Below are 24837 nucleotides of genomic sequence, written 5' to 3' on the forward strand. Positions count from 1 at the left end.
GGTCCATGCCCTCGGCGAGGCCCGCAGCAAACGCGCCCACGAAGCTGTCGCCAGCACCTGCCGTTTCCACCACCTTCCCGGCATGGAAGGCGTCGATCATCACCGACTGTGACGCATTGTGAAACAACGCCCCCTTTGCACCCAGCGTGATGATGGCGGTGCCCGCTCCCTTCGCCAGCAGCGCATCGCCCGCCTTCTTCGCCTCCGCGATCCCGGTGACGGCGATCCCGGTCAGATCTGCGGCTTCCGTCTCATTGGGGATCACGTAGTCACAAAGCGCATGGAGCCTGTCCGGCACGGCTGCCGCAGGGGCGGGATTGAACACTGTGATAGCGCCAGACGCCCTGGCGATTTCGAGCCCGCGCAGCGCAGCCTCCACCGGCTGCTCGAGCTGGGTGACGAAGACGCGCGCGTTCTCGATCGCTTCACGCTCCCGCTCCAGGTCATCGGCGCTGATGCCGCCCGCAGCACCGGGCACCACGATGATGGCATTCTCGCCCGTCTCGTCGCTGACGAAGATATAGGCCGCACCCGTGGGCTCATCTGCTGTGAGCGCCACGCGCGGGATGATGCCTTCCGCCTTCCATGTGGCAAGTGCGATGTCGCCGAAGGCATCCTTCCCCAGCCGCGATATGAAGCTCACCCGCGCTCCAGCGCGTGCCGCCGCGACCGCCTGGTTCGAGCCCTTGCCGCCCGGCCCCATCTTGAAGCCTGAGCCCATGAGCGTCTCGCCCATGGCGGGCTGGCGTCCGGCACGGAAGGCGAGGTCGGCGACGAAGATGCCGAGAATGGCAATGCCCTGCTTCATCACAATCAGCCCTTTGGCGGGATCACGCCCTTCTTGAGGATGAAGCAGCCATAGAAGCGCGTCTCGCCCGTCACGATCACTGCATAGGACTTGCGCGCCGCGTCATAGAAAGCGAAGCGCTCGATCGAGCCCATGGGCCAGGGCTTGCCCTCCCACTTGTCGATCACTGATTGAACCTCCGCCTGAACGGGCGGCACCTCGCCGGGCTTGCCCACGATTTCCATGCGCGAGGCGGGCTTGTCGACAAAGCTGTCGAGCGGGAGGACGGAGAGGATGGCGTCGATTGCTTCCGCTGCAGTCAGATTGTCCATGCGCAGAAGTTCGCCCGTCACCGTCTGGCGCGCCACCTGGTCGGCGGGAAAATTCGTGTCGCAGATGACGAGGTCATCGCCATGCCCCATGGCGCGGAGACAGCGGATCACGTCCGCGTTGAGGCGGTTGTCGAAGTTGCGCAGCATGGAAGTCCTCCCGAGGATTTTGAGGCAAAGCTAGAGAGGCGGTGGCAGGAGTCAATATCCCTCGGGCTTGCCTGGCACCTTGACCAGGGCCTCGCCTTCCAGCACCAGGGTTTCGCCCACACGGCAGCGGCAGGCGAGTTTCACCCGGCGGCCTTTCTCGACGAGCTCGACGACCTCGACGCTCGCCTCCACCATGTCGCCGATCCTAACCGGCGCCTTGAAGTTCAAGGTTTGCGACAGGTAGACGGCGCCCGGCCCCGGAAGCCTGGTGCCGATCACCGCAGAAATCAGGCTCGCGGTGTAAAGGCCATGGGCGATTCGCCCGCCGAAGGGGGTGCGCGCGGCGAAATGCTCGGAAAGGTGGATCGGATTCCGGTCACCCGAGATTTCGGCGAAGCCCACCACGTCGGAGGACTTCACCTCCTTCACGTATGTCTCGGTCATGCCGAGGGCGAGGTCTTCGTAATAGAGCGTCTGGCTGGGAGGCAGCATGGAAGCCTGGGCAGAGTTAGCGTCGCCCCGTGTGTATGCCGTAAAGATTGGCGAGATGCACCAGCGCCAAAAGTCCAATAAAGGTGAAGATGATGATCACTGGCGTTGTGGGGATCAGCCGGGGTTCGAGCCGCTCGCGCGGGCGCCGTTCCAGACGTACCATTTGAACGATCGTGGCGGCGCTGAGGAGAAGCACCCCGAGGGTGATCCATAAGTTCAGGGTATGTGACATGGGTATCTTGTTCGGGCGGATTGGTTGACAGCTTCGGGCCACCCCGCTAAGGATCGCGCCAATGTTTAACGGCGGTCCGGGGCGTGGCGCTCCTTCTGCCCGAAATATCAGGTGAAGTCCATGAAAGTCCGTAATTCCTTGAAGTCGCTGCTGAAGCGCCACCGTGACAACCGCATGGTGCGCCGCAAGGGCCGCATCTACATCATCAACAAGACCAATCCGCGCTTCAAGGCGCGCCAGGGCTGAGTCTCGACGTCGTCCTGACGGGATTGTGATCGCCGTGGGCGGGGTGCCGCGCACGGCGCTCTTTTGTTGGAATGATGGTGGGCGTAGGATGAGATCCATGCGCTCCATCATCGCCCTCTCGGTTCTCCTCGCCCTCAGCCTGCCCGCGATTGCGGACGAGGAACACGACTTCTTGCCCGACGACATTCCGTCCCTTACGGAAGAGGCTCCGCCGCTGCCGGACGCCCAGGCTGAAGCTCCGCCGCCGGCCGAAAAGCCCATGAAACCCGCTGAGGTCCGGGCGCAGCAGCTGGACATCCTGTTCGCCAGCCTGCGCCGTCCCGGCGTGCGCAGCGACACTGTCGAGCAGAAGATCTGGTCGCTGTGGGCCGCCTCCGACTCACCCACGGCGGAGGTGCTGTTGCAGCAGGCCGTGCGCGCCGTCGAAGACCGCGCCCCCGCGGAGGCCCTCTCGATCCTCGACACGCTGGTCGGCGCCTATCCTGATTTTGCCGAAGCCTGGAACAAGCGCGCGACGCTCTATTTCATGATGAAGCGTGACGACCAGGCGCTGAAGGACATCGAAAAAGTCCTCGACCTCGAGCCGCGCCACTTCGGCGCGCTGGCCGGAAAGGGCGTGATCCTCGTGCGTCAGAAGAACTATTCTGCCGCCCGCGATGCCTATGAACAGGCGCTGGCCGTCAACCCCACGCTCGAACAGGTGAAGGACGCCCTCAAGGCGCTGGACCGGCTGGAGCAGGGGATCTAGCGCGCGTTCCGACCAGGTGAAATCACCTGGTCGAAAAGAACGCGCGCAAGATCAATTGCTTGAGCAACCGGCGGGCAGGAACCTCTTCAGCTTCCGGACAGGCCGCCCTTTCCGACATAGGCGATGCGCAGCATGTTGGTGGCGCCTGGCGTGCCGAGTGGCAGGCCGGCGGTGATGATGATGCGCTGGCCCTGGTCGGCGAAGCCTTCCTCGAAGGCGATTCGCGTCGCCCGCGTGACCATGTCGTCGAGATCGCGCGCGTCTTCCGTCAGCACGCAGTGGAGGCCCCACACGAGTGCAAGGCGGCGGGCCGTGTTGGGAATGGGGGTCAGCGCGATCACCGGCGTGTCCGGCCGCTCGCGCGACATGCGCAGACCCGTGGAGCCCGAGCCGGTGAAGCAGACGATCGCCGCGAGCTTGAGTGTTTCCGAGATCGAGCGGGCAGCGCCAGAGATCGCATCGGCGCTGGTTGGCTGCGGCTCATAGCGTTGCGCGGTGATGATGCCGCGATAGAGAGAATCCCGCTCAACGGCCTGTGCGATGCGGTCCATGGTGGCAACCGCCTTGTCGGGCCAAGCGCCAGTTGCGCTCTCGGCCGAGAGCATGATGGCGTCTGCGCCCTCATAGACTGCGGTGGCCACGTCGGAGACCTCGGCGCGCGTCGGGACCGGCTCGACGATCATGGATTCCAGCATCTGCGTGGCGACGATCACGGGCTTGCCCACGCGGCGTGCAGCGCGCGTGATCTGCTTCTGGCGGGCCGGCACGGTTTCGAGCGGAAGCTCGACGCCCAGATCGCCGCGCGCCACCATCAGCCCATCAGAGATCTCGAGGATCTCGTCCAGCACGGTAAGGGCAGCGGGCTTCTCGATCTTCGCCATCACGCCTGCGCGTCCGGCAATCAGCTTCCTTGCCTCTGCCACGTCGTCGGCGCGCTGCACGAAGGAGAGTGCGATCCAGTCGACGCCGGCTGATGCGGCGGCCTCGAGATCGGAGCGGTCCTTCTCCGTCAGGGCCGGGATGGGGATCACCGTATCGGGCAGGTTCACGCCCTTGCGGTCTGACAGCGTGCCACCGAAGATCACGCGGGTCGTCAGCTTGGTGGGTTCCGCCTTGACGATCTCGACGCGCAACCGCCCGTCGTTCAGCAGCAGATTGTCGCCCACCTGCGCGGAGGCGAAGATCTCAGGGTGGGGCAGGCAAACGCGGGTCGCATCGCCCGGCGTCTTGTCAGTATCGAAGATGAAGGTATCACCGGACGCGATCTTTGCTTCCTTATTGGCGAATGTGCCGATGCGGATCTTGGGTCCCTGCAGGTCGGCCAGTATGCCGATGGGCCGCTTGAGCTTTGCCTCCACGGCGCGGATGTCATGATGCAGCTGGCGCAGCAGGTCATGCTGCGTGTGGCTCATGTTGATCCGGAAAACATCGACGCCGGCCAGAAACAGCTTTTCCAGCATCTCGGGGGATGACGACGCCGGTCCCAGCGTAGCCACGATCTTCACGTTGCGATTTCGGCGCATTACTGTCCTTGAGTGGTCTTTTCGCCTGAAAGTGAAACGGTCCAGTCCGTTTCCTCCTTGGTGTCGACTTCGAAGAAGCCCGTCTTCCGGTAGCCGCGGGCTTCGCAGTTCTCGATGCCGCGGATGGTGAAAACCCTGTCACGCGTACACATCATGGAGTTGCCACCCCATGAACCGCCCTTGTCGTAGTCGACGGCGAACACATAATAGAACCTGGCGATCAGCGGTCCCTTCAGGAAGGTCACGCATTTCTGCGGCTCGACCGTCCACCAGCCTTCCGTCACCCAGCCCTGCTTGTCCTTGTAGCCCAGCGCCGCGCCGACGCGGCTCTCGGTCTGGTTACACAGCTTGAGGTCCGCCTGCGCAGGAAGCGACATGAAACCCATAATCGTCAGCGCTCCCGCCGCGAGCGCAATATTGCGAAGCATTCTGCCGCCTCCGGATAAGTTCCGCGAATCGTTCATAACAATTCCTGCCTGGGCACGCCGCGTCAATCCTCAGGCCTCGAGGGCCGCCCGGCATGGCGCGGCGCGACGGGTGACTGAGGAATTAGCGTCATCTATATGCTCAGTCCATGACAAAGATATCCATGTTCGAACCTTGCGAAATTGTAGCGGGACAAGGGCATAGCCGGCTCGTCCTGCTGTGCGACCATGCTTCCAACCGGGTCCCTGAGGAATATGGCGGCCTGGGGCTCGATGCCCGCCAGTTCGAGCGCCACATCGCCTATGACATTGGCGCCGCGGCCCTCACGCGCGGTCTGGCGGGGCGCCTCGGCGCCACGGCGGTCTTGTCCTGCTTCTCGCGTCTCCTGATCGACCCGAACCGGGGGATGGACGATCCCACCCTCATCATGCGCCTGTCGGACGGGGCCGTGGTCCCGGGCAACCGCGAGGTGGACGAGGAGGAGCGTGCCCGCCGCATCAACCTCTTCCACCGGCCCTACCACCAGGCGATCGCGGGGGTCGTGGCGGGGGTAAGGTCGCAGGGCCATGTTCCCTTCCTGGTCTCGATCCATTCCTTCACGCCGGTCTGGCGCGGATGGCAGAGGCCGTGGCACGCCGGCATCCTGTGGGACCGCGACGAGGACGTGGCACGCGCCATGATCCGCGGCTTCCTTGCCCAGGGTGACCTTGTGGTGGGCGACAATGAGCCCTATCACGGTGCGCTGGAGGGCGACACGCTCAATATCCACGGCACCAGGGCAGGACTGCCGCATGCGCTGATCGAGGTTCGCCAGGACCTGATCGCCGCCAAAACAGGTGTGGATGAGTGGGTCGAACGGGTGGCGAAGGTGATCGAACCCATTATGTATGAAACCCGGTAATCGCCCGGGACTTGCGAGGGCATGACATGAACATCGACGACACGGCACGGACTGAACTCGAGGCGGCGGCCTTTCGCCGCCTGCTGGACCATCTGCGCGGCCGCACTGACGTGCAGAACATCGACCTGATGAATCTCGCCGGCTTCTGCCGCAACTGCCTGTCCAACTGGTTCGAGGAGGAAGCCCGGTCCCGCGGCCTTCCTGTGACGCGTGACGAGGCCCGCACCATGGTCTACGGCATGCCCTACGAGGAATGGAAGGCAAAGAACCAGTCCGGCGCCTCCGACGAGCAGAAGGCGAAGTTCGCCCAGTCGCACAAGCACTGATATATGGAACATCCGACATGACGGCAACCAAGACCAGTTTCGCACATGGCCAGCTCAAGTCCATCGTCGAGCGCATCGAGCGCCTCGAGGAGGAGAAGAAGACGATCGCCGGCGACATCAAGGAAGTCTATGCCGAGGCGAAGGCCAATGGCTTTGACACCAAGATCCTGCGCAAGGTGATCTCGCTGCGCAAGAAAGAGGCCTCGGAGCGCGAGGAAGAGCAGTCCATGCTCGATGTCTACATGGCAGCGCTCGGGATGATCCCCGGCGAGGCGGAAGAGGCGGCCTGACAGCGCGGCCTATCTGAGCACCAGCGTTCTGCCACGGCTTGCGCAGATGGCCGTGACCGCCTCCACGATGGCGCCGGCCACCAGCTTGCGGCGCGCGGGCGAAGCAAGTTCGATCTCCTCCTGGCGGTTCACGATGAGTCCCGCCTCGAGCAGGATGGCAGGTGCGGCGGCATCCCTGAGAACCCTCAGGTTGCGGAACTCGAACACGCCATGTTGCTGGTCGAGGATGGCGCGGTTCTCGCCCGGGATGTTCTCCGCGTGATGCATCGAAGGGGCAATACCGGCAGAGGTGAGGCTCCGGCCCAGCGCCGTGGCGAAGGCGAGGCTCTCCTGGAAGTGCGGGCTGGCGCGCGACACGAAGATCGAGAAGCCCGCGAAGCGGTCTGAGTACCTGCCGCGCCGGCCGGCAAACTGCCAGTCCATGAGATATCTCTCCTGAACCGAATCGTGGTGGATCGACACCACCAGGGCAGGGGACAGCGCCCGCGCTGCCGACACGCGGCGCGACAATTGCTCCCTGCCTTTTCCGGAAACGAGAATGCGGCGGGCCGGAAATCCGGCCTCCCCGAGGGCTGCCGCCACATCGCGGCCGAGGGCGATGTTGAAGGCGAATTCCGGTATGCCGCGGGCACTCGTCGCCCCCGGATCCTCCGGCGTATGGCCGATGTCCACGGCAATGGGAAATCCACCCCTGATGCATTCGGCGCGCGCCGTGGCGGGCAGCAGCGCAACACCGAGGGCGAAGAGACAGGCGAGCCACGCCAACTGCTTCAAAAGGTGCATCAGCCTTCCTGCCTGCCATGAATGGCGCCATCATTCCATGCCGGGCTTGTGCGGGGCTCTTGACGAAAAAAGGGCCGCCAAGCTGGCGGCCCCTCAGGGTCGGATGAGTTGTTTCGTCAGTTCTGGTTGGCCACCGTCTTGCGCAGCGGGGGGATGCTCAGCAGGCTGCCCTTGCCTTCGCGGTTCACCACCAGCATGTCGCCCTTGCCTTCCGAGGCGGTGACCTGTTCTGCCGGTGCCTGACCCGTTCCGGCAACGGCCAGCCGCTGTGTTTCAACCGGTTCCGCCTGCGCCTGGCTCACGCCGGGCAAGAGGTCGGAAAGCGGAGACTTGGTGAATTGCTGGGCCGCACCATCGCGGCGCACGGCCTTGCCTGCATCGAAGATCATTTGCTGCGGCCACCAGAAGATGTCGCCGCCCGCGGAGGCAGTGCTGATCGAGCGGATGACGGGAACGTCCTCGGTTTCGCCGTTGCGAAGTTCTTCGGCAAGGCTGGATTTCTCCGCGACGTTGGACTGCGGCTCGTCCAGGATCGCCTCCGGCGCCGGAATGACACCAATGGCGTTACCGTCGAGCACCTGTGGCTTGCTGCGGGCCATCTGGTCGGGCGGGGGTGCTGCCGCGGGCTCGATCTTCATGTTGACCGCCGCCATCATCAGAACCTCGATGGGCTTGGGGCGCGGACGCGGAACGGGATAGCCCTGGTTCACGCCTTCGGGTGCCTCGGCAACCTGCTCAGCCACCTCAGGTTCGGCCTCCTCAGGCTTGGCCTTCGGCTTCTTCGGCGCGGCGGAGGCATCCTCGCTCATGCCGGCGAGTTCCTCGTCGTCCTCCGTGTAGGCGCTCTCGATCGGGATCTTCTTTTTGCTCTTGGCGGCCGACTCTGCCACCTCCTGCTGGGATGGCAGGCCTGCGGCGGTGGTGTCGGCCTGGGCGATCTCGACTTCGGGAACCGCCTTCATGCCCTTCTTGTTCAGGCGCGCGCCGACGGTCTTCTTGTAGTCACGCATGATGCGGGCCATCTGCTTCTGGCTGATGGCCGGGCCCCAGTGGCGTACGCGCCCCGAATCGATGTGGAGGAAGCCCGTGGGGCCACCGCCGGAACGGTAATAGCCCACACCACCCACCTGGCGGACGAGTGCCGAATTGCGCATCTTCTCCGTGGGAACGTCGGGGAAATAGATATCGATGGCCTTGCCGACCATGTGCTGGCTCTTGCGGGCCACGTTGCGGCCCACCTTCTTCAGGAAGGCGTTGGTCTTGGGGGAGCGGTAGCCTGAAACGATGTGGACGGGGCGCTTCGAGCCGAGGTCGGCGTGCAGTTCCCACATCAGGTCGATGGTCCTCGGCGATATGGCGATCACTTCGTTGCGGCGCCAGTCACGCAGGATGTAGTTGATCTTCTTCATGGCGGACGGGATGTACTTCCCGTTCTTCATGTAGGTGACCGTCAGGCTTTCCTTGGTGTGGATCTGGTAAATCGAAATGGTGCGCGTTTCGCCGCCCGACAATGCGGGCGCATTCCAGCCAAGATAAGCGCCTGCCGCAAGTGCCGCGATGACTGCGGCGGATGCGAACGACTTTTTCCAGCGCTGAATCAAAGTTTTACGATGTCCGGCTTTGCTGCAGTCCAAACCCATACCCCACTTACCGACCGGAATTCCGGTTCCTCTGGTACCCCGTTCAGCCAGCCCAAAATCCCTGCCGGACATTTGGATTACACTGAATGCGCGTTTCAAACAAGATTAAGGCCACCTTGAGGCGGCACTAGGGAATGGTAAATGCTCATGATTAACGGGCGCTTAAACTGTGGACATCCATTGCGCGCCCGCAGTCCTGCCGCATATCTCCAGCCGTTCGCCGCCGCCTTTCGGGTTCAGCGCTGCGCCACCGTCACCACGGAACGGGCGTCGGACATGGCCTTGTCGCGTCCATATATGTCCTCGAAATAGTGCATGTTGCCGGCCTCATCCGGCCAGGCCGTGAAATAGGTCAGGTGCACGGGGATCTTCTCCTTGAGCCGCACCGCCTCGCTTTTCGGGGTCGCGATGTTCTTGTCCACCGCTGCCTGGTCCCAGCCGAGGATGACGGCGGCGAACTCCCGCGGGTTCTGGACGCGCACGCAGCCATGGCTGAAGGCACGTTCTTCCTCGTCGAACAATTCGCGGCTCGGCGTGTCGTGCATGTAGATGTTGTGGGAATTGGGGAACAGGAACTTCACTTCGCCCAGCGCGTTCTTCTCGCCCGGCGGCTGCTGTATGCCGTATGGGATCTTGTTGCCGTAGCTTGACCAGCTGACCGAACGCGATGGAACGACCTTGCCCTTCTGGTTCACCACCTTGAAGCCCAGCCGGTCCAGATAGCCGGGGTCGCGGCGGAGCTTGGGCAGATACTCCTTGGCGATGATGGACGGCGGCACCCCCCAGGAGGGGTTGAAAATCACGAGTTCCATCTCGTCATGGAACACAGCGGTCTGGGTCGTGGGCCTGCCAACGATCACCCGCGTCGACCAGACCGACTTGCCGTTCTCCATCACATCGGCGGTGTATGCCGGCTGATTGACGAAGATGTGCCGCTTGCCGAGCTCGCGCGGCAGCCAGCGCAGGCGCTCCATGTTGTTGATGAGCTTCGCCTGGCGTTGCGCGGTGAGATCGGCGTTGAGGGCGGCCACGGTCTGCGGGCCAAGAATGCCCGTCACCTTGATGTGAGATGCCTTCTGGAACAGGCGCAACTCGGCCGACAGTTCCTTGTCGAACAGCAGTGGATCGGATCCCGGCGCGGCCTCCGCGCCCGTAAAGCCGCGCTCGGCAAGCTTCTGGCGCACTGCCGGAATGCGCGGGTCGCTGCCCCCTGTCTTCACCAGTTCGCCGTCCGGTATGGGCGCGGCGGCGGCGCTGCCAGGCTTGGCGCGCAGGTCCGAGAGGGCCTTCTTCATGGCCGCATAGGAGGGGTGCGTGGGGTGGAGCGACTTAAGATAATCCGCTGAATAGGGTGACCATGCCAGCACCCGGGCTGCCTTGTCCCCAGTCACCGGGTCCGAGTCGACGTCATTATAGGCAGACAGCTTGCGGGGGTCGAACAGGCCGCCAGACGCGTCCCGCGCATAGCGGACGGCGGCAGCGGAGAGATCGATGTCGAGCCGCGCCATGGCGGACGGGTCAGACACCGGCAGGGTCTGATCGAAACTGGTCAGGACGGAAGGCAGATAGGCTGTGGGGTCAAGTCCTTCATCCGCCGCCGCTGACAAGAGCGACAGCACGGATTTGCCGCGGTCCGAGAGCGTGCCCTCCGCAACCCATAACGGCTTGAAGCCGCGCTGCCGGTAGGTTTCGATCACCGCTTCGCGTGTTTTCGGCAGAACCTGCAGGGCAGGGCCGCTTCCCGCCAGCTGGTCATGGATGGCGCCTGCTGCGGGATCGAGCGGGCGGGGCTCCGCCAGCGTGATCCCGTTCATCGCCACGAGGCGGGGAGCCACATAGCGCAGGTTGCCCATGCCGATGCCGCGATCGCCCTCGGGATCCTGGTCGTCCACCGCGATGGGCGTGTTCTTTTCGGCAGCTTTGGAACCGGTGCGGATACCGAAGATGCTGCGGCCGGTTTTCCGGCGTTCGGCGGAGCCGCCGAAGACTTGCTCAAGAAAGGTTGGCTTGCGCTTCTTGGCAGGCTTTTCAGCCTCCGCCATCCCGGTGCCCAGGACAGCTAGCGCGAGAAGCGACGCGGCACACAACTTAACAAACGGTTTCATGTAAGTCCCACCAGACGGCTGCCCCTCATTGCTCACTTTAGCGCGAGGCGGCCGGGTCAGGAAATCAAATTCCCGGCAATTCCAGAATTATCCTGCGGCTTCCTCGAGACCCAGGTCCTTCATGCGCCGGTAGAGCGTGGACCGTCCGATGCCAAGCTTGCGCGCCACCTCCGACATCTGCCCCTGGTAGCGCGTCAGGGCGAGGCGGATCATGTCGGCCTCGACGTCCTCGAGCTTGCGGATGTGGCCACCCTCGGTCACCACGGGGATGCCGTAGGCTATTCCGTCGGCGACGGCGGGCCCGCCCCGGCGCGGCAGGGGAGCGCCCCCGGCGATGGCGGCCGTTCCCTGCGGCAGGGCGGGCTTCGGCGCCAGCTGCGGGGCAGGCGGTATCTTGATCTCATAGCCTTCGACGAGTGAGGCGATCTGCGGGAAGTCCTGGATGTCGAGCCGGTCGCCCTCGCACAGCACCATGGCGCGGAACACCGTGTTCTCGAGCTGGCGCACATTGCCGGGCCAGGTGTAGGACCTGAGCAATGCCAGCGCCTCCGGCGCGATGCCGCGCACCTTGCGGCCTTCCTCGGCTGCGAAGCGGGTGATGAAATGCATCACCAGTTCCGGGATGTCTTCCTTCCTGTCCCTGAGCGGCGGCACCATGACGGGGAAGACGTTGAGCCGGTAATAGAGATCCTCACGGAACTGGCCGGCCTTTACCATCTCGATCATGTTGCGGTTGGTGGCCGAAATCAGCCGGATGTTCACCTTCACCGGGCGCCTGGCGCCCACGGGGTCGATCTCGCCCTCCTGGATGGCGCGCAACAGCTTCACCTGCAGGTCGAGCGGCAGTTCCGCCACCTCGTCGAGGAACAGCGTGCCGCCGTCAGCCTCCTGGAACTTGCCGATGTGGCGCGATGTGGCGCCGGTGAAGGCGCCCTTTTCATGGCCGAACAGGATCGATTCGACGAGGTTTTCGGGCAGTGCGCCGCAGTTCACGGCAACGAAGGCCCGGCCGGAGCGCTCGCTCTCGCCCTGGATGGCGCGGGCGATCATTTCCTTGCCGACACCCGATTCACCCTCGATCAGCATGGGGATGTTCGACTGCGCGCCGCGCTTGCCGAGCCGCATCACATTGGCCATGGCGGGCGATGAGGCGATGAGGTCGCGGAAGGTCAGCGCACCGCCTACCTTCTTGTTCAGCCGCTTGACCTCCTCGGTGAGGGCATTCACCTTCAGCAGGTTCTGGATGGAGATCTTGAGCCGTTCCGGGCTGATCGGCTTCACCACGAAGTCATCCGCGCCCGCGCGCATGGCCTTGACCACCGTTTCGATCGAGCCCTGCGCCGTCTGCACGATCACCGGCAGGTCGCCACGCACCGATTGCAGGCGTTCGAGAAACTCCAGCCCGTCCATGCCTGGCATGTTGAGGTCGAGGATGATGAGCTCGATCGAGCCCCCGGATGGGCTCCTCAGCACGTCCAGCGCCTTCTGCCCCCCATCCACCGGCATGGGGTCGCAGCCGAAGCGCCTGACCATTTCCTCGAGAATTCTGCGTTGTGCCGGATCGTCTTCGACGATGAGAACGCGGACAGCCATGCGATGCGAACTTCTTTCAAAAACCGTCAATCTGCCGGGATGTCCGCCACCGTTTCTGACCGGCTGGCAGGCGACTCGCCACGGCATCTGGGCTCACCCTGCCAGCCAAGTGTAAAGGCGCTGTTAATGACAAGCCGCGTTTGGGGACATTGAATTCGATTGTAAAAAGGGCTTCGTTTGCGCTGCCGCAGCGCCTGCGCGGCGGTTTCTTGATCCCCGTCATTGCAGCTGTGCCCGGTTGCGCGCAAGCTTCGCCCTGTTGAGGAGGCCATGTGAACCCGTTCCGTATTTTCCTGTTCGGCGTCGCATTTCTGGGTCTTGCCGGGGGTATCGCTGCGCCACAGCTCGGGCTTGCCGGCTTTCAGCACCTGATCTGGGGGGTGGCCGCAGGTCTCGTGCTCGCGGCGCTTCTGAGCGAAATCGTCACGTCGCTGTTGCGTGGCGAGGTGGGGCTCGACCTCGTGGCCGGGCTCTCCATTTCTGCGGCGCTGGCATTCGGTGAAACCCTGGCGGCGGGCGTCGTGGCGCTGATGTATGCCGGGGGCCAGCTCCTCGAAGATTTCGCCGCGAACCGGGCGCGTGCCGACATGCGCGCACTTCTGGCGCGGGTGCCCAAGACGGCGCTCCGCTACCAGGACGGCCACCTCGAGGAAGTGGCGATCGACGCCATCCGCCCCGGTGACCGGCTGCTGATCCGCCAGGGCGACATCGTGCCGGTGGACGGCCGTATTTCCTCCGGCAAGGCATTGCTCGATCTTGCCGCGCTGACGGGTGAATCGGTGCCGTCGCGGGCGCTTGAGGGCGCGGCGGTGCAGAGCGGTGCCCGCTCGCTCGATACCGCCTTCGACATGGAGGCCCTGAAGCCCGCATCGGCAAGCACCTATGCAGGGATCGTGCGCCTGGTGGAGGCTGCCCAGGCAGCCAAGGCGCCGATGGTGCGGCTGGCGGACCGTTATGCGCTGGCCTTTCTCCTTGTCACCCTGGCGCTGGCGGGGGGAACATGGGCGTTGACCGGCGACCATATGCGCATGCTGGCCGTGCTGGTGTCGGCAACCCCTTGCCCGCTCATCCTCGCGGTGCCGGTCGCCATCGTCTCCGGCATGGGCAAGGCGGCCCGCCGCGGCGTGCTGATGAAGGGCGGGCCCGTTCTGGAGACCATGGCCCGCGCCAGCACCCTCGTCATCGACAAGACGGGCACGCTGACGCGGGGCCGCGCGGCGTTGTCCGCGATCCGGCCCACCGGACAGCTTCCAGAGGATGAGGTGCTGAGGCTCGCCGCCTCTCTCGAGCAGGCCTCGGCCCATGTGACAGCCGCTTCGATCGTCGAGGCCGCCCATGACAGGGGGCTTCGCCTGTCCTTCCCCCAGAAGGTGCGGGAGACGGCGGGCGAGGGGCTGGCGGGCGAGGTTGAGGGGCAGAATGTGGTCGTCGGCGGGCATGACTTCGTCGCACGGCAGATCGGTCTTACGCTCGATAGGCCCGCCCATCCGCCGGGAATGGCGCTTGCCGCCGTGGCCGTTTCGGGCCGGCTTGCGGGGCATCTCCTGCTGGCCGATGCCGTGCGCCAGGAAACGCCCGCCGCACTCGCCAGCCTGCGGGCTGCAGGCATCAGCCGCATCGTTCTGGCCTCGGGCGATGCCCAGGCCGTCGTCGACAGGGTCGGGGGCGATCTTGGCCTCGACGTCTTGCGCGGCGGCCTTACGCCCCCGGAAAAGGTCGCCATCGTGCTGGAGGAACGCCGCAACGGCATCACCCTGATGGTGGGCGACGGCGTGAATGATGCGCCAGCGCTGGCCGCGGCGGATGTCGGCATCTCGATGGGCGCCACGGGCTCCGCCGCCGCCACGGAATCGGCCGATGCCGTGCTGCTGGTCGACGACCTGACGCGCCTCGCCGAGGGCCTCTCCGCCGCGCGCCGCGCCCGCGCCATCGCCGTCCAGAGCGTGTTCGTGGGGCTCGGGCTGTCCTTTGCGGCCATGCTGGCCGCCGCCTTCGGCTACATCAACGTGGTCCAGGGCGCACTGCTCCAGGAGGCGATCGACGTCGCCGTCATCCTCAACGCGCTGCGGGCGCTGAGGTAGCTACCCGCACCCCCGCTCGTCCTCTCCCGCGGCGCGGGAGAGGAGGGGGACCCAACGAAGTTGGGGAAGGTGAGGGGCCGCAGGCTCCGGCGTGCCCGGCTTCCCCTCATCTCCCCGTTGCGTTTCGCAACGGGTCCCTTCTTCTCCCGCTGAAGGAGCGGGAGAAGACATAAGGCCAGTGACGCAGGCTCATGGTGGTGTCGTCCAAAGCTTGGCCATGTGCACACCCTTATGCCCTGCCGTCTCGATGAATTCTCGGTTAAGGAACGGGCGCAGTGGTTGCCGAACCCCGGCGGCTGGGCCATATCACCCCGAGTCTCACGCGAAGGAACCGACATGACCGCTGCCGCCCCGAACCTCGGACCACTTCCCGAATGGAACCTTGCCGACCTCTACGCCTCGCCGGACTCTCCCGATTTCGTGCGCGACATGAAGAAGGGGGAGGATCTGTCGAAGGCCTTCGCCGAGACGTATCGCGGCAGGCTCGCGGGGCTGGGCGGGGCGGAACTGGCTCAGGCGCTCAAGGACTATGAGGCGATCTCAGATCTCCTTGGCCGTACCGGCTCCTATGCCCAGCTCTACTATGTTGGCGATACGACCGACTCGCAGCGCGGCAAGTTCTATGGCGACGTCTCTGCGAAGCTCACCGAGATCTCCACACTTCTGCTGTTCTTCGAGCTCGAGCTGAACCGCATCGAGGATCAAGCCCTCGCGACGGCGATGCAGGTTCCCGCACTCGCGCATTACCGCCCGTGGATCGAGAACCTGCGGAAGGAGAAGCCCTACCAGCTCGATGACAAGCTGGAAGAGCTCTTCCTCGAAAAATCCCAGACTTCTGCCGCGGCCTTCAACCGCCTCTTCGACGAGACCATGGCGGGGCTGCGCTTCGAGGTTGATGGTGAGACCCTCACGCTGGAGCCGGCGCTGAACCTGATGCAGAGCCCGGACGAGGCGAAGCGCAAGGCGGGTGCGGATGCGCTGGCGAAAACCTTCGGCGCCAACATCAAGCTCTTCACCCTCATCACCAACACGCTGGCCAAGGACAAGGATATTTCCGACCGCTGGCGCGGATTCAAGGACATCGCCGATGCCCGCCACCTGTCGAACCGGGTGGAGCCCGAGGTGGTGGCAGCACTGGTCGAATCCGTGCGCAACAACTACCCGAAACTGTCTCACCGCTACTACCGCATGAAGGCCAAATGGCTCGGCAAAGACCAGCTGATGCACTGGGACCGCAACGCGCCGCTGCCTGCGGAAGACACGCGCGAGGTGCCGTGGGCGCAAGCGAAAGACATGGTCTTGTCCGCCTACGGATCATTCGATCCGCAGATGGCGGAAATCGCGCGCACCTTCTTCGACAAGAACTGGATCGACGCGCCGTCCCGCCCCGGCAAGGCGCCGGGCGCCTTCGCGCATCCAACCGTTCCCTCCGCGCACCCCTATGTGCTGTTGAACTACCTCGGCAAGACGCGGGACGTGATGACGCTCGCCCATGAGCTGGGCCACGGCGTGCACCAGGTTCTCGCGGCAAGCCAGGGCCCGCTCATGTCGTCGACCCCGCTGACGCTCGCCGAAACGGCCTCCGTCTTCGGCGAGATGCTGACCTTCCAGGCGCTGCTGAAGCAGACCACGGACCCCAAGAAGCGCAAGGTGCTGCTGGCCTCCAAGGTCGAGGACATGATCAACACGGTCGTCCGCCAGATCGCCTTCTACACCTTCGAGCGCAAGGTCCATAGCGCGCGCAAGGAGGGTGAACTCACGCCGGAGCAGCTCAACGCCATCTGGCTCGAGGTGCAGGCGGAAAGCCTTGGAAGCGGCGTCAACTTCGGGGAAGGCTACGAGACCTTCTGGACCTACATCCCGCACTTTATTCATTCACCCTTCTACGTCTACGCCTATGCCTTCGGCGACTGCCTGGTGAACTCGCTCTATGCCCGCTACCGCGAGAGCGAGCAGGGCTTCCAGGAGAAGTATTTCACGATGCTGAAGGCCGGCGGCACCAAGCACCATTCGGACCTGTTGAAGCCCTTCGGCCTCGACGCATCCGACCCCGGCTTCTGGGACAAGGGCTTGTCGGTGATTTCCGGCATGATCGACGAGTTGGAGAAGATGTAACACCAACCTTCCCCCTCGCCCCCGTAGGGGGAGAGGGCAGGGGTGAGGGGGCGGTGGCCGCGAGTTTCAACACTCAATGGTCTCACGCGCGGACAGACCCCCTCACCCTTCCCTCTCCCCCGCTGGGGGAGAGAAATTGAGTTGAGAGGAGGACGCAAATGATGCCGCTCACCTACCGCAGCCCCAACGTCGATGATGCCGAGACAATCGTCGGCCTTCACGTCACCTGCTGGCGTGAAGCCTATGCCGGCATCGTGCCGGACGAGCTTATCGTAAGCGTCGACATGGCGGACCGCACCACCCGATGGCGCGGCTACCTCGCACAGAGCGGCAATGCAACCTTCCTGGCGGAAGCAGCGGGCGAGGCAGCGGGCTTCATTCGGGCTGGGCAGATTGCGGAGCCGCTCGCTGAAGGAGCCGACGGGCATATCTTTGCGTTATATATCCTCGCACGTCACCACCGGCGCGGCATCGGCCGGACGCTGATGGGGCTGACGGCCCGGGCCTGGCTGGAGCGGGGCGGCAGGGCCCTGTCTGTCGGGGTGCTGACGGCCAATCACGGGGCCCGGGCCTTCTACGAAGCGTTGGGTGCGCGCTTCGTGCGGCCGGACACCTACCAATGGCACGGCCATGCCCTCGATGAATCGATCTACATCTTTGAAAACCTTGGCCAACTGGCCCATTTTGCGTGACCGATCGCCGCGCGGGGAGGCCATGCCTTGCGGGGCGGGCCGGGACTGGCTAGAACCCTTCCCAAACGCTATCCCAGTTGAGAGGAATCATGGCCGAACACGGGTCTACCGGAACGCATTCGCATGGCTTCGAGGAGCATGCGAAGACCTATGATGGCTTCATCAAGGGCTCCATCGCGGGCACCATCTTCTGCCTTTACGTCATGGTAGCGCTGGTGGCCTTCGCCTTCATCGCCGCTGGCACCAACCTGCTTGTTGGCTTTGGCGGGCTCATCATTGGCACGCTGGCGCTGATCATTGACCTGCGTGTCGGGGGCAGCTGGAAGCTTTCTGTTGGCTGGCTGGTGATCTACGGTTTGCTGACCACCGTAATGTTGGCCTGACCAGCAGGGCGGGCTCATGAAAATCGCGATCCCCACGGAAACTCAAGTTGGGGAGAGCCGCGTTGCGGCCAGCCCCGACACTGTTAAGAATTACGTCAAGAAAGGTGCCGAGGTCTGGGTGCAGGCAGGTGCTGGCCGGGGTGCATCGATCACGGATGCGGCCTACTCCGCGGCCGGGGCCAAGATCACCAGCAACGGCTTTGACAATCCGGACGTGGTGCTGACTATCCGCCGCCCGTCCGCTGAACTCCTGACATCCCTGAAGCCGGGCGCCATCCTGATGGGTGGCCTTGATCCTTATGGCGACAAGGCTGGCCTCGAGGCCATCGCCAAGTCCGGCGTCATGGCCTTCGCCATGGAACTGATGCCGCGCATCACCCGTGCCCAGGCCATGGACATCCTGTCCTCCCAGGCCAACCTCGCGGGCTACAAGGCGGTGATTGATGCCGCCTATCACTTCAACCGTGCATTCCCGATGATGATGACGGCCGCTGGCACCGTTGCCGCCGCCAAGGTGTTCATCATGGGTGTGGGCGTCGCGGGCCTGCAGGCCATCGCCACGGCGCGCCGCCTGGGCGCCATCGTCTCCGCCACCGACGTCCGCAAGGCGACGGAAGAGCAGGTGAAGAGCCTAGGGGCCAAGTTCGTCTATGCCGACATCGCGGATGCCGCCACCTCCGGCGGTTATGCCAAGGAGCTCTCGGCGGAAGACAAGGCCAAGCAGGCCGCACTTGTCGCCGAACACGTCAAGAACCAGGACGTGGTCATCACCACGGCCCTGATCCCCGGCCGCCCCGCGCCGGTGCTGATCACCCAGGAAATGGTCGAGAGCATGAAGCCCGGCTCCATCATCATCGACCTCGCGGTGGAGCGCGGCGGCAACTGCCCGCTGTCGAAGCCCGATGAGATTGTTGAGCACAAGGGCGTCAAGATCGTCGGCACGGTCAACCTCGCGGGCAAGCTCGCGGGCAACGCCTCGCCGCTCTTCGCCAAGAACCTTGCCAACTTCCTCGACCTGATGATCCAGAAGGACGGAACCCTCAAGGTTGATGACGCCGACGACTGCATCAAGGGCACGATGATCGCGCGTGACGGCGCGCTGGTGCACCCCATGTTCCAGGGAGCCAAGTGATATGGAAGCGATCGATCCGTTCGTCTCGCTGTTCGGCATCTTCGTGCTGGCAGTCTTCGTGGGTTACTACGTGGTCTGGAACGTAACGCCGGCACTCCACACGCCGCTGATGAGCGTCACCAACGCCATCTCCTCGGTGATCGTGGTGGGTGCGGTTCTGGCCGTCGGTGTCGGCGCCTTGGCGTCTGGCTCCATCACCGCCATGGTGTTCGGCTTCCTCGCGCTGATCCTCGCGTCAGTGAACATCTTCGGCGGCTTCATGGTCACCAGCCGCATGCTCGCCATGTACAAGAAGAAGGACAAGTAATCGGCATGTCGGCCAATTTCGCAGCCCTTCTCTATCTCGTCTCCGGCGCGCTGTTCATCATGGCGCTGAGGGGCCTGTCCTCTCCCGCCACATCGCGCCAGGGCAACATCTATGGCATGGTCGGCATGACCATCGCCATCCTGACGACGCTCGCCACCATGGAGCTGTCGCCCCTGGTCATCGGCCTCACCGTGCTGGGCCTCGCCATCGGCGGTGGCATCGGCGCCTATGCGGCGAAGAAGATCGCCATGACGGCCATGCCGCAGCTGGTCGCTGCCTTCCACTCGCTGGTGGGCCTTGCCGCCGTGTTCGTGGCGGCTGCCGCCTTCTACGCGCCGGACGCCTTCCACATCGTGGCCGGCGACGGGCTGATCCAGCCGCTCTCCCGCATCGAAATGTCGATTGGCGCCGCCATTGGCGCGCTCACCTTCACCGGCTCCATCATCGCCTTCCTGAAGCTCGATGGCCGCATGTCGGGCGCGCCGATCATGCTGCCGGCGCGCCATCTCATCAACATCGCGCTCGGCGTGGCGCTCGTTGCCTGCATCGTGCTGTTCTACATGAACCCGATGTGGCTGTGGTTCTGGTTGATCATCGTCATCTCGCTGGCGCTGGGCTTCCTGCTCATCATCCCCATCGGCGGCGCTGACATGCCGGTCGTGGTGTCGATGCTCAACTCCTATTCGGGCTGGGCGGCGGCGGGCATCGGCTTTACGCTGCATAACACGGCCCTCATCATCACCGGCGCGCTGGTCGGCTCCTCGGGTGCGATCCTGTCCTACATCATGTGTAAGGGCATGAACCGCTCCTTCATCTCCGTCATCCTCGGGGGCTTCGGCGGCGAGAGTGCGGGTCCGGCGGCCAAGGGCGAAGCGAAGCCCGTGAAGCAGGGCTCGGCGGACGACGCGGCCTTCATCATGAAGAACGCTGCTTCCGTCATCATCGTGCCGGGCTACGGCATGGCGGTGGCCCAGGCCCAGCATGCGCTGCGCGAAATGGCGGACCATCTCAAGAAGGAAGGTGTGAGCGTCAAATACGCCATCCACCCGGTGGCGGGCCGTATGCCCGGCCACATGAACGTGCTGCTGGCGGAAGCCAATGTGCCTTACGACGAAGTGTTCGAGTTGGAAGACATCAACTCCGACTTCGGCCAGGCGGATGTCGCCTTCGTCATCGGCGCCAATGACGTGACCAACCCGTCTGCCAAGGACGACCCGCAATCGCCCATCTACGGCATGCCGGTTCTCGAGGTGTGGAAGGCCAAGACGGTAATGTTTATCAAGCGCGGCATGTCGTCGGGTTATGCCGGCGTCGACAACCCGCTGTTCTGGCGCGACAACACCATGATGTTGTTCGGCGATGCCAAGAAGATGACGGAAGAGATCAACAAGGGCATGGCGTAAGCGCGGCAGCCGGAAACACCGTTACGATTTCCTGCAATCAAAAGTTGAAAGACCGCACGCTTGTAATGGATCCGGGGCGGAGGTGAGATGGCCTCTCCCCTTCCGCCTCGCAATCGTCTAGACTTAGGCAACACAAGCAGGGGCGGCAATCGGGCATCACATGGCTGAACTGGCGGAAACACAACCTCTCGAACCGCCACGGGTCTATCTCGTGCACATGGTGGTCTTCACCATGCTCGTTGCTATTCTTGTCGCGGTCATCTTTCCGGGGCTCTACGAGGCCTTCGTGGCCAGTACGGTGCTGAACGGTGTGATTGTTTTCACGCTCCTTCTCGGCATGTTTCATTCCTTCCGCATGGTCGTGCGCCTGTTCAAGGAGGTGAACTGGGTCAACCGCTTCCGTGGCGGCGACAAGGAAGACCCATCCAAGCCGCCAGAGCTCATCGCCCCCATGGCCATGATGCTGAAGAACCGCAAGGACATGGTGCTCTCGCCCGTGTCGATGCGCTCCCTTCTCGATTCGCTCGCCTCCCGCCTCGACGAATCGCGCGACATGTCGCGCTATCTGGTGGGGCTGCTGATCTTCCTCGGCCTTCTCGGCACATTCTGGGGCCTGCTCGAGACGGTGCGCTCGATCGGCGGCGCCATCGAGGGCCTCGACGTGACGGCCGCCCAGTCCGCCACGCTGTTCGACCAGCTCAAGCAGGGCCTGCAGGCGCCGCTCAAGGGCATGGGGCTGTCCTTCTCGTCATCGCTGTTCGGACTGGCCGGATCGCTGATCCTCGGCTTTCTCGACCTCAAGGCGGCCCAGGCCCAAAACCGCTTCTACACTGATCTCGAAGACTGGCTGTCCTCCATGACCGACATCGAGGCAGGCGACAGCCAGAACAACTCCGCCGCGCCGGTCTCTGGCATCGCGCCGCAGCTGCTGCGCTCGGAACTGCAGTCGCTGCAGCGCGCGGTGGAAAGGCTCACCTCCACGCTCGAGAGCAACAAGCCTGCCTCCGGGAACGGATCGACCACCACCATCGAAGGTGGCGCGGAATCGATTGAGCAACTTGCCGATGCGGTGGCCAATCTCGTGGCGCAGATGCGCGAGGAGCAAAAGCTGGTGCGCCAGTGGGCGCAGGGCCAGCAGACCCAGCAGAACGAAATCCAGCGCCTCCTGATCCGCGCCACGGGGCCTCTGGCCCGCGGCAGTGCAAGGACGCGCGCCGAGGACGAGCGTCCCTAAATGGCAGGTCACTCCAGGCGGCGCGGGCGTGCATCAGAGGAGGCCTACTGGCCGGGCTTCGTGGATGCGATGGCGCAGCTCCTGCTCGTCATTACCTTCCTCCTGTCGGTGTTCATGGTGGCGCAGTTCCTGCTGGCGCGTGAGATATCGGGTCAGGATTCAGCGCTGGGCCAGCTGCGGTCGCAGATCGCCGAGCTGACCCAGCTGCTTGCCCTTGAAAAGGCGGCGAAGCAGGACGTCGAGGCAAACCTCGTGTCACTGCAGGACGACTTCGCCGCCGAGAAGAGCAAGGCGGCCGATCTCTCCGCCCTTCTGACGGCCGCCGGAGAAGAGGGCAACAGCGCCAGCCTTGCGATCAGCGGTCTGCAGACCACGCTCGACAAGGAAAAGCAGATTTCCTCCGAGGCGCTGGCCAGGGTCGAGCTGCTGAACCAGCAGATTGCCGCCATGCGCCGCCAGTTGCAGACGCTGAACGGGCTGCTCAGCGATGCCGAGACCAAGAACCGCGCTTCCGAAGCGCAGGTTGCCGACCTTGGCCGCAGGCTCAATTCCGCGCTGGCCCAGCGCGTGCAGGAGCTCACACGCTACCGCTCGGAATTCTTCGGCAGGCTCCGGCAAATCCTGTCTCAGCGCTCCGATATCCTGGTGGTGGGCGACCGCTTCGTGTTCCAGGCGGAGGTGCTGTTCGAGAAGGGCCGCGCCGAGCTCAATGCCGAGGGCCAGGCCGAAATGCTGAAACTGGCCGAGGCGGTACGCCAGCTTGAGAGCGAGATTCCGCCCGATATCGCCTGGGTGCTGCGCGTTGACGGCCACACCGATGTGGACCCCATCCAGTCGGCGCAGTTCCGCTCCAACTGGGAGCTGTCGGCGGCGCGCGCCATCGCGGTCGTCAACTTCCTCATCGCCAATGGCGTGTCGCCCCAGCACCTGGTTGCGGCTGGCTTCGGCGAATTCCAGCCCATCGACCCGGGCTCGACGGAAGAGGCCAAGTCGCGGAACCGCAGGATCGAGCTGAAACTCACCGAGCGCTGACGGCGCGCACCGTCACTCGGTTGCCGGTGACGAGAACTGCAGCTTCGACAGCCTCGCATAAAGCGGGCTCGAGGTGATGAGTTCCGCGTGGCTGCCTTCCGCGGCGAGCTTGCCGTTTTCGAGCACGAGAATGCGGTCAGCATTGCGCACGGTGGCCAGGCGATGGGCGATCACCAGCGTCGTGCGGTTGGCGGTGAGCTTTTCGATCGCCTGCTGGATAAAATGCTCACTCTCGGAGTCGAGCGCGCTCGTCGCCTCGTCCAAAAGCAGGATCGGCGCATCGCGCAGGATGGCGCGCGCAATCGCAATGCGCTGGCGCTGGCCGCCTGACAGCGTCACCCCGCGCTCGCCCACTTGCGTGTCGTATCCGGCGGGAAGCCTTTCGGCAAATTCATCCACCCGGGCTGCGCGCGCGGCCGCCAGCACCTCCTCTTCCGGCGCTTCCGGCTTGCCGAAGCGGATATTGTCGATGACGCTGCCGGAGAATATCACGGTCTCCTGCGGGACAACGGCAATGCGTGCGCGCACCTCCTGGGGGTCGGCCTTGCGGACATCGATACCGTCGACCAGCACACGTCCCATTTGGGGATCGAAGAAGCGCTGGGCGAGTGCGAAGATCGTGGTCTTGCCCGAACCTGATGGCCCGACGATCGCCACCGTCTCGCCGGAGTTGACCGTGAATGAGACATTCTCAAGCGCCAGTGTGCCGGGGCGGGTGGGATATGAAAAGCTCACCCTGTCGAGCGCCACTTCGCCCCTTGGCGGCTGGGGCAGAGGCTGGGGCACGGCCGGGGCGGCGATTTGCGGCTGTTCGTCGAGCAGTTCCGATATGCGCTCGGAAGCGCCGGCGGCGAGTTGCACCTCGCCCCAGACTTCCGACAATTGCCCCATCGAGCTTGCCGCCAGAATGGCATAGATCAGGAACTGGCTCAGCGTTCCGGCGGTGAGCCTGCCCGAAATCACCTCGTTGGCACCGTACCAGAGAAGCGCCACGACGGCGCCCGACACCACCCCGATGATGAGCGACGTCAGCACGGCGCGGGCAAACGTGCGCCGCGCGGCGGCGGCGAAGGCCTGTTCCGTCGCGGCGGCGAAGGCGCTGCGCGATGTCTCCTCCTGCAGGTTCGACTGCACCGTGGTAACGGCCTGCAGCCGCTCCTGCGCGAAGGCGGCGGAGGAGGCGAGCGTATCCTGCGCGTCCCGCGACAGGTTCCTCACCCGGCGGCCGTAGATCACCAGCGGCACCACGACGAGCGGCAGCGCGAGGAGGGACAGCCCGGCAAGCTTCGGGCTCGTCGCCACCATCATCACGATGGTGCCGATCAGCATCACGGCGTTGCGGAGCGCGATCGAGGCGGTTGAGGAGAAGGCGGCCTTGATCTGTGTGGTGTCGGCGGTGAGGCGGGAGACCACCTCGCCCGTGCGCTGGGTTTCAAAGAAGCCGGGGCTGAGCTTGAGGAGATGGCTGAACACGGCGTCGCGCACATCCGCCACCACGCGCTCGCCGATCCACATCACGAAGTAAAAGCGCAGCGCCGAACCCAGCGCCAGCACCACCACCACCGCCAACATGGCCATGAAATAGCGGTCGACGAGTGCGGCGTTCTCGGTGGTGAACCCGTTGTCGATGATGCGCCGGATGGCCACCGGCACGGCAAGCGTGGCACCGGCCGCTGCCAGCAGCGCCAGCACAGCCATCACCATCTGCAGCTTGTAGCGGCGCAGGAATGGGGTCAGGCGCAGCAGCGGCCGGAGGTTCCGGCCCCGGGGCCTGCGCCGGGCCTCGTCTTCATAGGGACTGCTCATGGATCCGTGTTCTAGAGCATGATCCGCAAAAGTGGAAACCACTTTTGCGAAAAGATCATGCTCAAGCCATTGATCTTGCGC

At 64.3% G+C, this 24837-nt stretch carries 25 protein-coding genes; 14 read left to right on the forward strand and 11 right to left on the reverse strand.

The window, feature by feature from the left end:
• From ACILRA_RS04355 to ACILRA_RS04370, 4 genes are all read right to left on the reverse strand, one after another.
• Window positions 1–808 (reverse strand): ribokinase (locus tag ACILRA_RS04355; protein WP_395660867.1); only part of this gene is annotated, 808 nt, incomplete at its 3' end.
• Between the two features lie 5 nt (window positions 809–813).
• Window positions 814–1266: an RbsD/FucU family protein gene (locus tag ACILRA_RS04360; RefSeq protein ID WP_395660868.1), complete on the reverse strand. Its 453-nt coding sequence runs from the start codon at window positions 1264–1266 to the stop codon at window positions 814–816.
• A 51-nt stretch (window positions 1267–1317) separates the two neighbouring features.
• Window positions 1318–1758 (reverse strand): MaoC family dehydratase, encoded by a 441-nt coding sequence (locus tag ACILRA_RS04365; RefSeq protein WP_395660869.1) that lies wholly within the window; start codon window positions 1756–1758, stop codon window positions 1318–1320.
• A gap of 16 nt (window positions 1759–1774) precedes the next feature.
• Complete coding sequence (locus ACILRA_RS04370) at window positions 1775–1990, reverse strand: hypothetical protein (RefSeq protein ID WP_395660870.1); 216 nt, start codon at window positions 1988–1990, stop codon at window positions 1775–1777.
• 120 nt (window positions 1991–2110) lie between these two features.
• Here ACILRA_RS04370 and ykgO point away from each other — a divergent pair, with 120 nt between their 5' ends.
• Both ykgO and ACILRA_RS04380 read left to right on the forward strand, forming a co-directional pair.
• Complete coding sequence (gene ykgO / locus ACILRA_RS04375; RefSeq protein WP_111195955.1) at window positions 2111–2236, forward strand: type B 50S ribosomal protein L36; 126 nt, start codon at window positions 2111–2113, stop codon at window positions 2234–2236.
• Window positions 2237–2333: 97 nt separating this feature from the next.
• The gene (locus ACILRA_RS04380) at window positions 2334–2984 is read left to right on the forward strand and encodes a tetratricopeptide repeat protein (protein ID WP_395660871.1); all 651 of its coding nucleotides are present in this window, start codon (window positions 2334–2336) and stop codon (window positions 2982–2984) included.
• Between the two features lie 86 nt (window positions 2985–3070).
• On the opposite strand, the gene pyk is transcribed toward ACILRA_RS04380, so the two are convergent.
• Window positions 3071–4507, reverse strand: a complete 1437-nt coding sequence (pyk, locus tag ACILRA_RS04385; protein ID WP_395660872.1) for a pyruvate kinase — start codon at window positions 4505–4507, stop codon at window positions 3071–3073.
• A complete protein-coding gene (locus ACILRA_RS04390; RefSeq protein WP_395660873.1) occupies window positions 4507–4935 on the reverse strand; it encodes a DUF1036 domain-containing protein in 429 nt (142 codons plus the stop codon). The genes pyk and ACILRA_RS04390 overlap by 1 nt, the downstream gene beginning before the upstream one ends.
• Before the next feature lie 146 nt (window positions 4936–5081).
• Between ACILRA_RS04390 and ACILRA_RS04395 the strand changes: the two genes are divergently transcribed.
• Genes ACILRA_RS04395 through ACILRA_RS04405 form a run of 3 tightly spaced genes read left to right on the forward strand, consistent with a single transcriptional unit; the run spans window position 5082 to window position 6450 of the window.
• Window positions 5082–5834 (forward strand): N-formylglutamate amidohydrolase, encoded by a 753-nt coding sequence (locus ACILRA_RS04395; protein ID WP_395660874.1) that lies wholly within the window; start codon window positions 5082–5084, stop codon window positions 5832–5834.
• A 26-nt stretch (window positions 5835–5860) separates the two neighbouring features.
• Window positions 5861–6160, forward strand: coding sequence for a DUF1244 domain-containing protein (locus ACILRA_RS04400; RefSeq protein ID WP_395660875.1), 300 nt, complete (start codon window positions 5861–5863; stop codon window positions 6158–6160).
• A gap of 17 nt (window positions 6161–6177) precedes the next feature.
• Entirely contained in the window at window positions 6178–6450 is a 273-nt protein-coding gene (locus ACILRA_RS04405; RefSeq protein WP_395660876.1) for a DUF2312 domain-containing protein, read from the forward strand.
• A 9-nt stretch (window positions 6451–6459) separates the two neighbouring features.
• On the opposite strand, the gene ACILRA_RS04410 is transcribed toward ACILRA_RS04405, so the two are convergent.
• From ACILRA_RS04410 to ACILRA_RS04425, 4 genes are all read right to left on the reverse strand, one after another.
• On the reverse strand, window positions 6460–7233 hold the full coding sequence (locus ACILRA_RS04410) for an N-acetylmuramoyl-L-alanine amidase (RefSeq protein ID WP_395660877.1): 774 nt from the start codon (window positions 7231–7233) through the stop codon (window positions 6460–6462).
• A 116-nt stretch (window positions 7234–7349) separates the two neighbouring features.
• The gene (locus ACILRA_RS04415; RefSeq protein ID WP_395660878.1) at window positions 7350–8834 is read right to left on the reverse strand and encodes a DUF882 domain-containing protein; all 1485 of its coding nucleotides are present in this window, start codon (window positions 8832–8834) and stop codon (window positions 7350–7352) included.
• 275 nt (window positions 8835–9109) lie between these two features.
• Entirely contained in the window at window positions 9110–10978 is a 1869-nt protein-coding gene (locus ACILRA_RS04420) for a murein L,D-transpeptidase (RefSeq protein WP_395660879.1), read from the reverse strand.
• Window positions 10979–11065: 87 nt separating this feature from the next.
• Entirely contained in the window at window positions 11066–12571 is a 1506-nt protein-coding gene (locus ACILRA_RS04425) for a sigma-54-dependent transcriptional regulator (RefSeq protein ID WP_395660880.1), read from the reverse strand.
• Between the two features lie 272 nt (window positions 12572–12843).
• Here ACILRA_RS04425 and ACILRA_RS04430 point away from each other — a divergent pair, with 272 nt between their 5' ends.
• From ACILRA_RS04430 to ACILRA_RS04470, 9 genes are all read left to right on the forward strand, one after another.
• On the forward strand, window positions 12844–14652 hold the full coding sequence (locus tag ACILRA_RS04430; RefSeq protein WP_395660881.1) for a heavy metal translocating P-type ATPase: 1809 nt from the start codon (window positions 12844–12846) through the stop codon (window positions 14650–14652).
• 336 nt (window positions 14653–14988) lie between these two features.
• Complete coding sequence (locus tag ACILRA_RS04435; protein WP_395660882.1) at window positions 14989–16767, forward strand: M3 family oligoendopeptidase; 1779 nt, start codon at window positions 14989–14991, stop codon at window positions 16765–16767.
• Between the two features lie 158 nt (window positions 16768–16925).
• Entirely contained in the window at window positions 16926–17459 is a 534-nt protein-coding gene (locus tag ACILRA_RS04440; protein WP_395660883.1) for a GNAT family N-acetyltransferase, read from the forward strand.
• Between the two features lie 89 nt (window positions 17460–17548).
• Window positions 17549–17842 carry an aa3-type cytochrome c oxidase subunit IV gene (locus tag ACILRA_RS04445; protein ID WP_395660884.1) on the forward strand — a complete coding sequence of 98 codons (294 nt, stop codon included), beginning with the start codon at window positions 17549–17551 and terminating at the stop codon, window positions 17840–17842.
• A 16-nt stretch (window positions 17843–17858) separates the two neighbouring features.
• Complete coding sequence (locus ACILRA_RS04450) at window positions 17859–18974, forward strand: Re/Si-specific NAD(P)(+) transhydrogenase subunit alpha (RefSeq protein WP_395660885.1); 1116 nt, start codon at window positions 17859–17861, stop codon at window positions 18972–18974.
• Between the two features lies 1 nt (window position 18975).
• The gene (locus ACILRA_RS04455) at window positions 18976–19281 is read left to right on the forward strand and encodes a proton-translocating transhydrogenase family protein (protein ID WP_395660886.1); all 306 of its coding nucleotides are present in this window, start codon (window positions 18976–18978) and stop codon (window positions 19279–19281) included.
• Window positions 19282–19286: 5 nt separating this feature from the next.
• Window positions 19287–20684, forward strand: a complete 1398-nt coding sequence (locus tag ACILRA_RS04460; protein ID WP_395660887.1) for an NAD(P)(+) transhydrogenase (Re/Si-specific) subunit beta — start codon at window positions 19287–19289, stop codon at window positions 20682–20684.
• A 160-nt stretch (window positions 20685–20844) separates the two neighbouring features.
• Window positions 20845–21918, forward strand: a complete 1074-nt coding sequence (locus ACILRA_RS04465; RefSeq protein ID WP_395660888.1) for a flagellar motor protein MotA — start codon at window positions 20845–20847, stop codon at window positions 21916–21918.
• Window positions 21919–22950 carry a peptidoglycan -binding protein gene (locus ACILRA_RS04470; protein WP_395660889.1) on the forward strand — a complete coding sequence of 344 codons (1032 nt, stop codon included), beginning with the start codon at window positions 21919–21921 and terminating at the stop codon, window positions 22948–22950. It begins immediately after the preceding gene.
• Window positions 22951–22962: 12 nt separating this feature from the next.
• Here the strand turns inward: ACILRA_RS04470 and ACILRA_RS04475 are convergent, their stop codons facing one another.
• Window positions 22963–24756 (reverse strand): ABC transporter transmembrane domain-containing protein, encoded by a 1794-nt coding sequence (locus tag ACILRA_RS04475; RefSeq protein ID WP_395660890.1) that lies wholly within the window; start codon window positions 24754–24756, stop codon window positions 22963–22965.
• Window positions 24757–24837 lie beyond the last annotated feature (81 nt).

This window comes from Aestuariivirga sp., from assembly GCF_044239095.1.
Lineage (GTDB): Bacteria > Pseudomonadota > Alphaproteobacteria > Rhizobiales > Aestuariivirgaceae > Aestuariivirga.

What these genes read in the sequence shown, in the direction of transcription:
- ACILRA_RS04360 (WP_395660868.1), bottom strand. Translation starts at nt 1,266, where the DNA reads ATGCTGCGCAACTTCGACAACCGCCTCAACGCGGACGTGATCCGCTGT.
- ACILRA_RS04365 (WP_395660869.1), bottom strand. Translation starts at nt 1,758, where the DNA reads ATGCTGCCTCCCAGCCAGACGCTCTATTACGAAGACCTCGCCCTCGGC.
- ACILRA_RS04370 (WP_395660870.1), bottom strand. Translation starts at nt 1,990, where the DNA reads ATGTCACATACCCTGAACTTATGGATCACCCTCGGGGTGCTTCTCCTC.
- ykgO (WP_111195955.1), top strand. Translation starts at nt 2,111, where the DNA reads ATGAAAGTCCGTAATTCCTTGAAGTCGCTGCTGAAGCGCCACCGTGAC.
- ACILRA_RS04380 (WP_395660871.1), top strand. Translation starts at nt 2,334, where the DNA reads ATGCGCTCCATCATCGCCCTCTCGGTTCTCCTCGCCCTCAGCCTGCCC.
- pyk (WP_395660872.1), bottom strand. Translation starts at nt 4,507, where the DNA reads ATGCGCCGAAATCGCAACGTGAAGATCGTGGCTACGCTGGGACCGGCG.
- ACILRA_RS04390 (WP_395660873.1), bottom strand. Translation starts at nt 4,935, where the DNA reads ATGCTTCGCAATATTGCGCTCGCGGCGGGAGCGCTGACGATTATGGGT.
- ACILRA_RS04395 (WP_395660874.1), top strand. Translation starts at nt 5,082, where the DNA reads ATGACAAAGATATCCATGTTCGAACCTTGCGAAATTGTAGCGGGACAA.
- ACILRA_RS04400 (WP_395660875.1), top strand. Translation starts at nt 5,861, where the DNA reads ATGAACATCGACGACACGGCACGGACTGAACTCGAGGCGGCGGCCTTT.
- ACILRA_RS04405 (WP_395660876.1), top strand. Translation starts at nt 6,178, where the DNA reads ATGACGGCAACCAAGACCAGTTTCGCACATGGCCAGCTCAAGTCCATC.
- ACILRA_RS04410 (WP_395660877.1), bottom strand. Translation starts at nt 7,233, where the DNA reads ATGCACCTTTTGAAGCAGTTGGCGTGGCTCGCCTGTCTCTTCGCCCTC.
- ACILRA_RS04420 (WP_395660879.1), bottom strand. Translation starts at nt 10,978, where the DNA reads ATGAAACCGTTTGTTAAGTTGTGTGCCGCGTCGCTTCTCGCGCTAGCT.
- ACILRA_RS04425 (WP_395660880.1), bottom strand. Translation starts at nt 12,571, where the DNA reads ATGGCTGTCCGCGTTCTCATCGTCGAAGACGATCCGGCACAACGCAGA.
- ACILRA_RS04435 (WP_395660882.1), top strand. Translation starts at nt 14,989, where the DNA reads ATGACCGCTGCCGCCCCGAACCTCGGACCACTTCCCGAATGGAACCTT.
- ACILRA_RS04440 (WP_395660883.1), top strand. Translation starts at nt 16,926, where the DNA reads ATGATGCCGCTCACCTACCGCAGCCCCAACGTCGATGATGCCGAGACA.
- ACILRA_RS04445 (WP_395660884.1), top strand. Translation starts at nt 17,549, where the DNA reads ATGGCCGAACACGGGTCTACCGGAACGCATTCGCATGGCTTCGAGGAG.
- ACILRA_RS04450 (WP_395660885.1), top strand. Translation starts at nt 17,859, where the DNA reads ATGAAAATCGCGATCCCCACGGAAACTCAAGTTGGGGAGAGCCGCGTT.
- ACILRA_RS04455 (WP_395660886.1), top strand. Translation starts at nt 18,976, where the DNA reads ATGGAAGCGATCGATCCGTTCGTCTCGCTGTTCGGCATCTTCGTGCTG.
- ACILRA_RS04460 (WP_395660887.1), top strand. Translation starts at nt 19,287, where the DNA reads ATGTCGGCCAATTTCGCAGCCCTTCTCTATCTCGTCTCCGGCGCGCTG.
- ACILRA_RS04465 (WP_395660888.1), top strand. Translation starts at nt 20,845, where the DNA reads ATGGCTGAACTGGCGGAAACACAACCTCTCGAACCGCCACGGGTCTAT.
- ACILRA_RS04470 (WP_395660889.1), top strand. Translation starts at nt 21,919, where the DNA reads ATGGCAGGTCACTCCAGGCGGCGCGGGCGTGCATCAGAGGAGGCCTAC.
- ACILRA_RS04475 (WP_395660890.1), bottom strand. Translation starts at nt 24,756, where the DNA reads ATGAGCAGTCCCTATGAAGACGAGGCCCGGCGCAGGCCCCGGGGCCGG.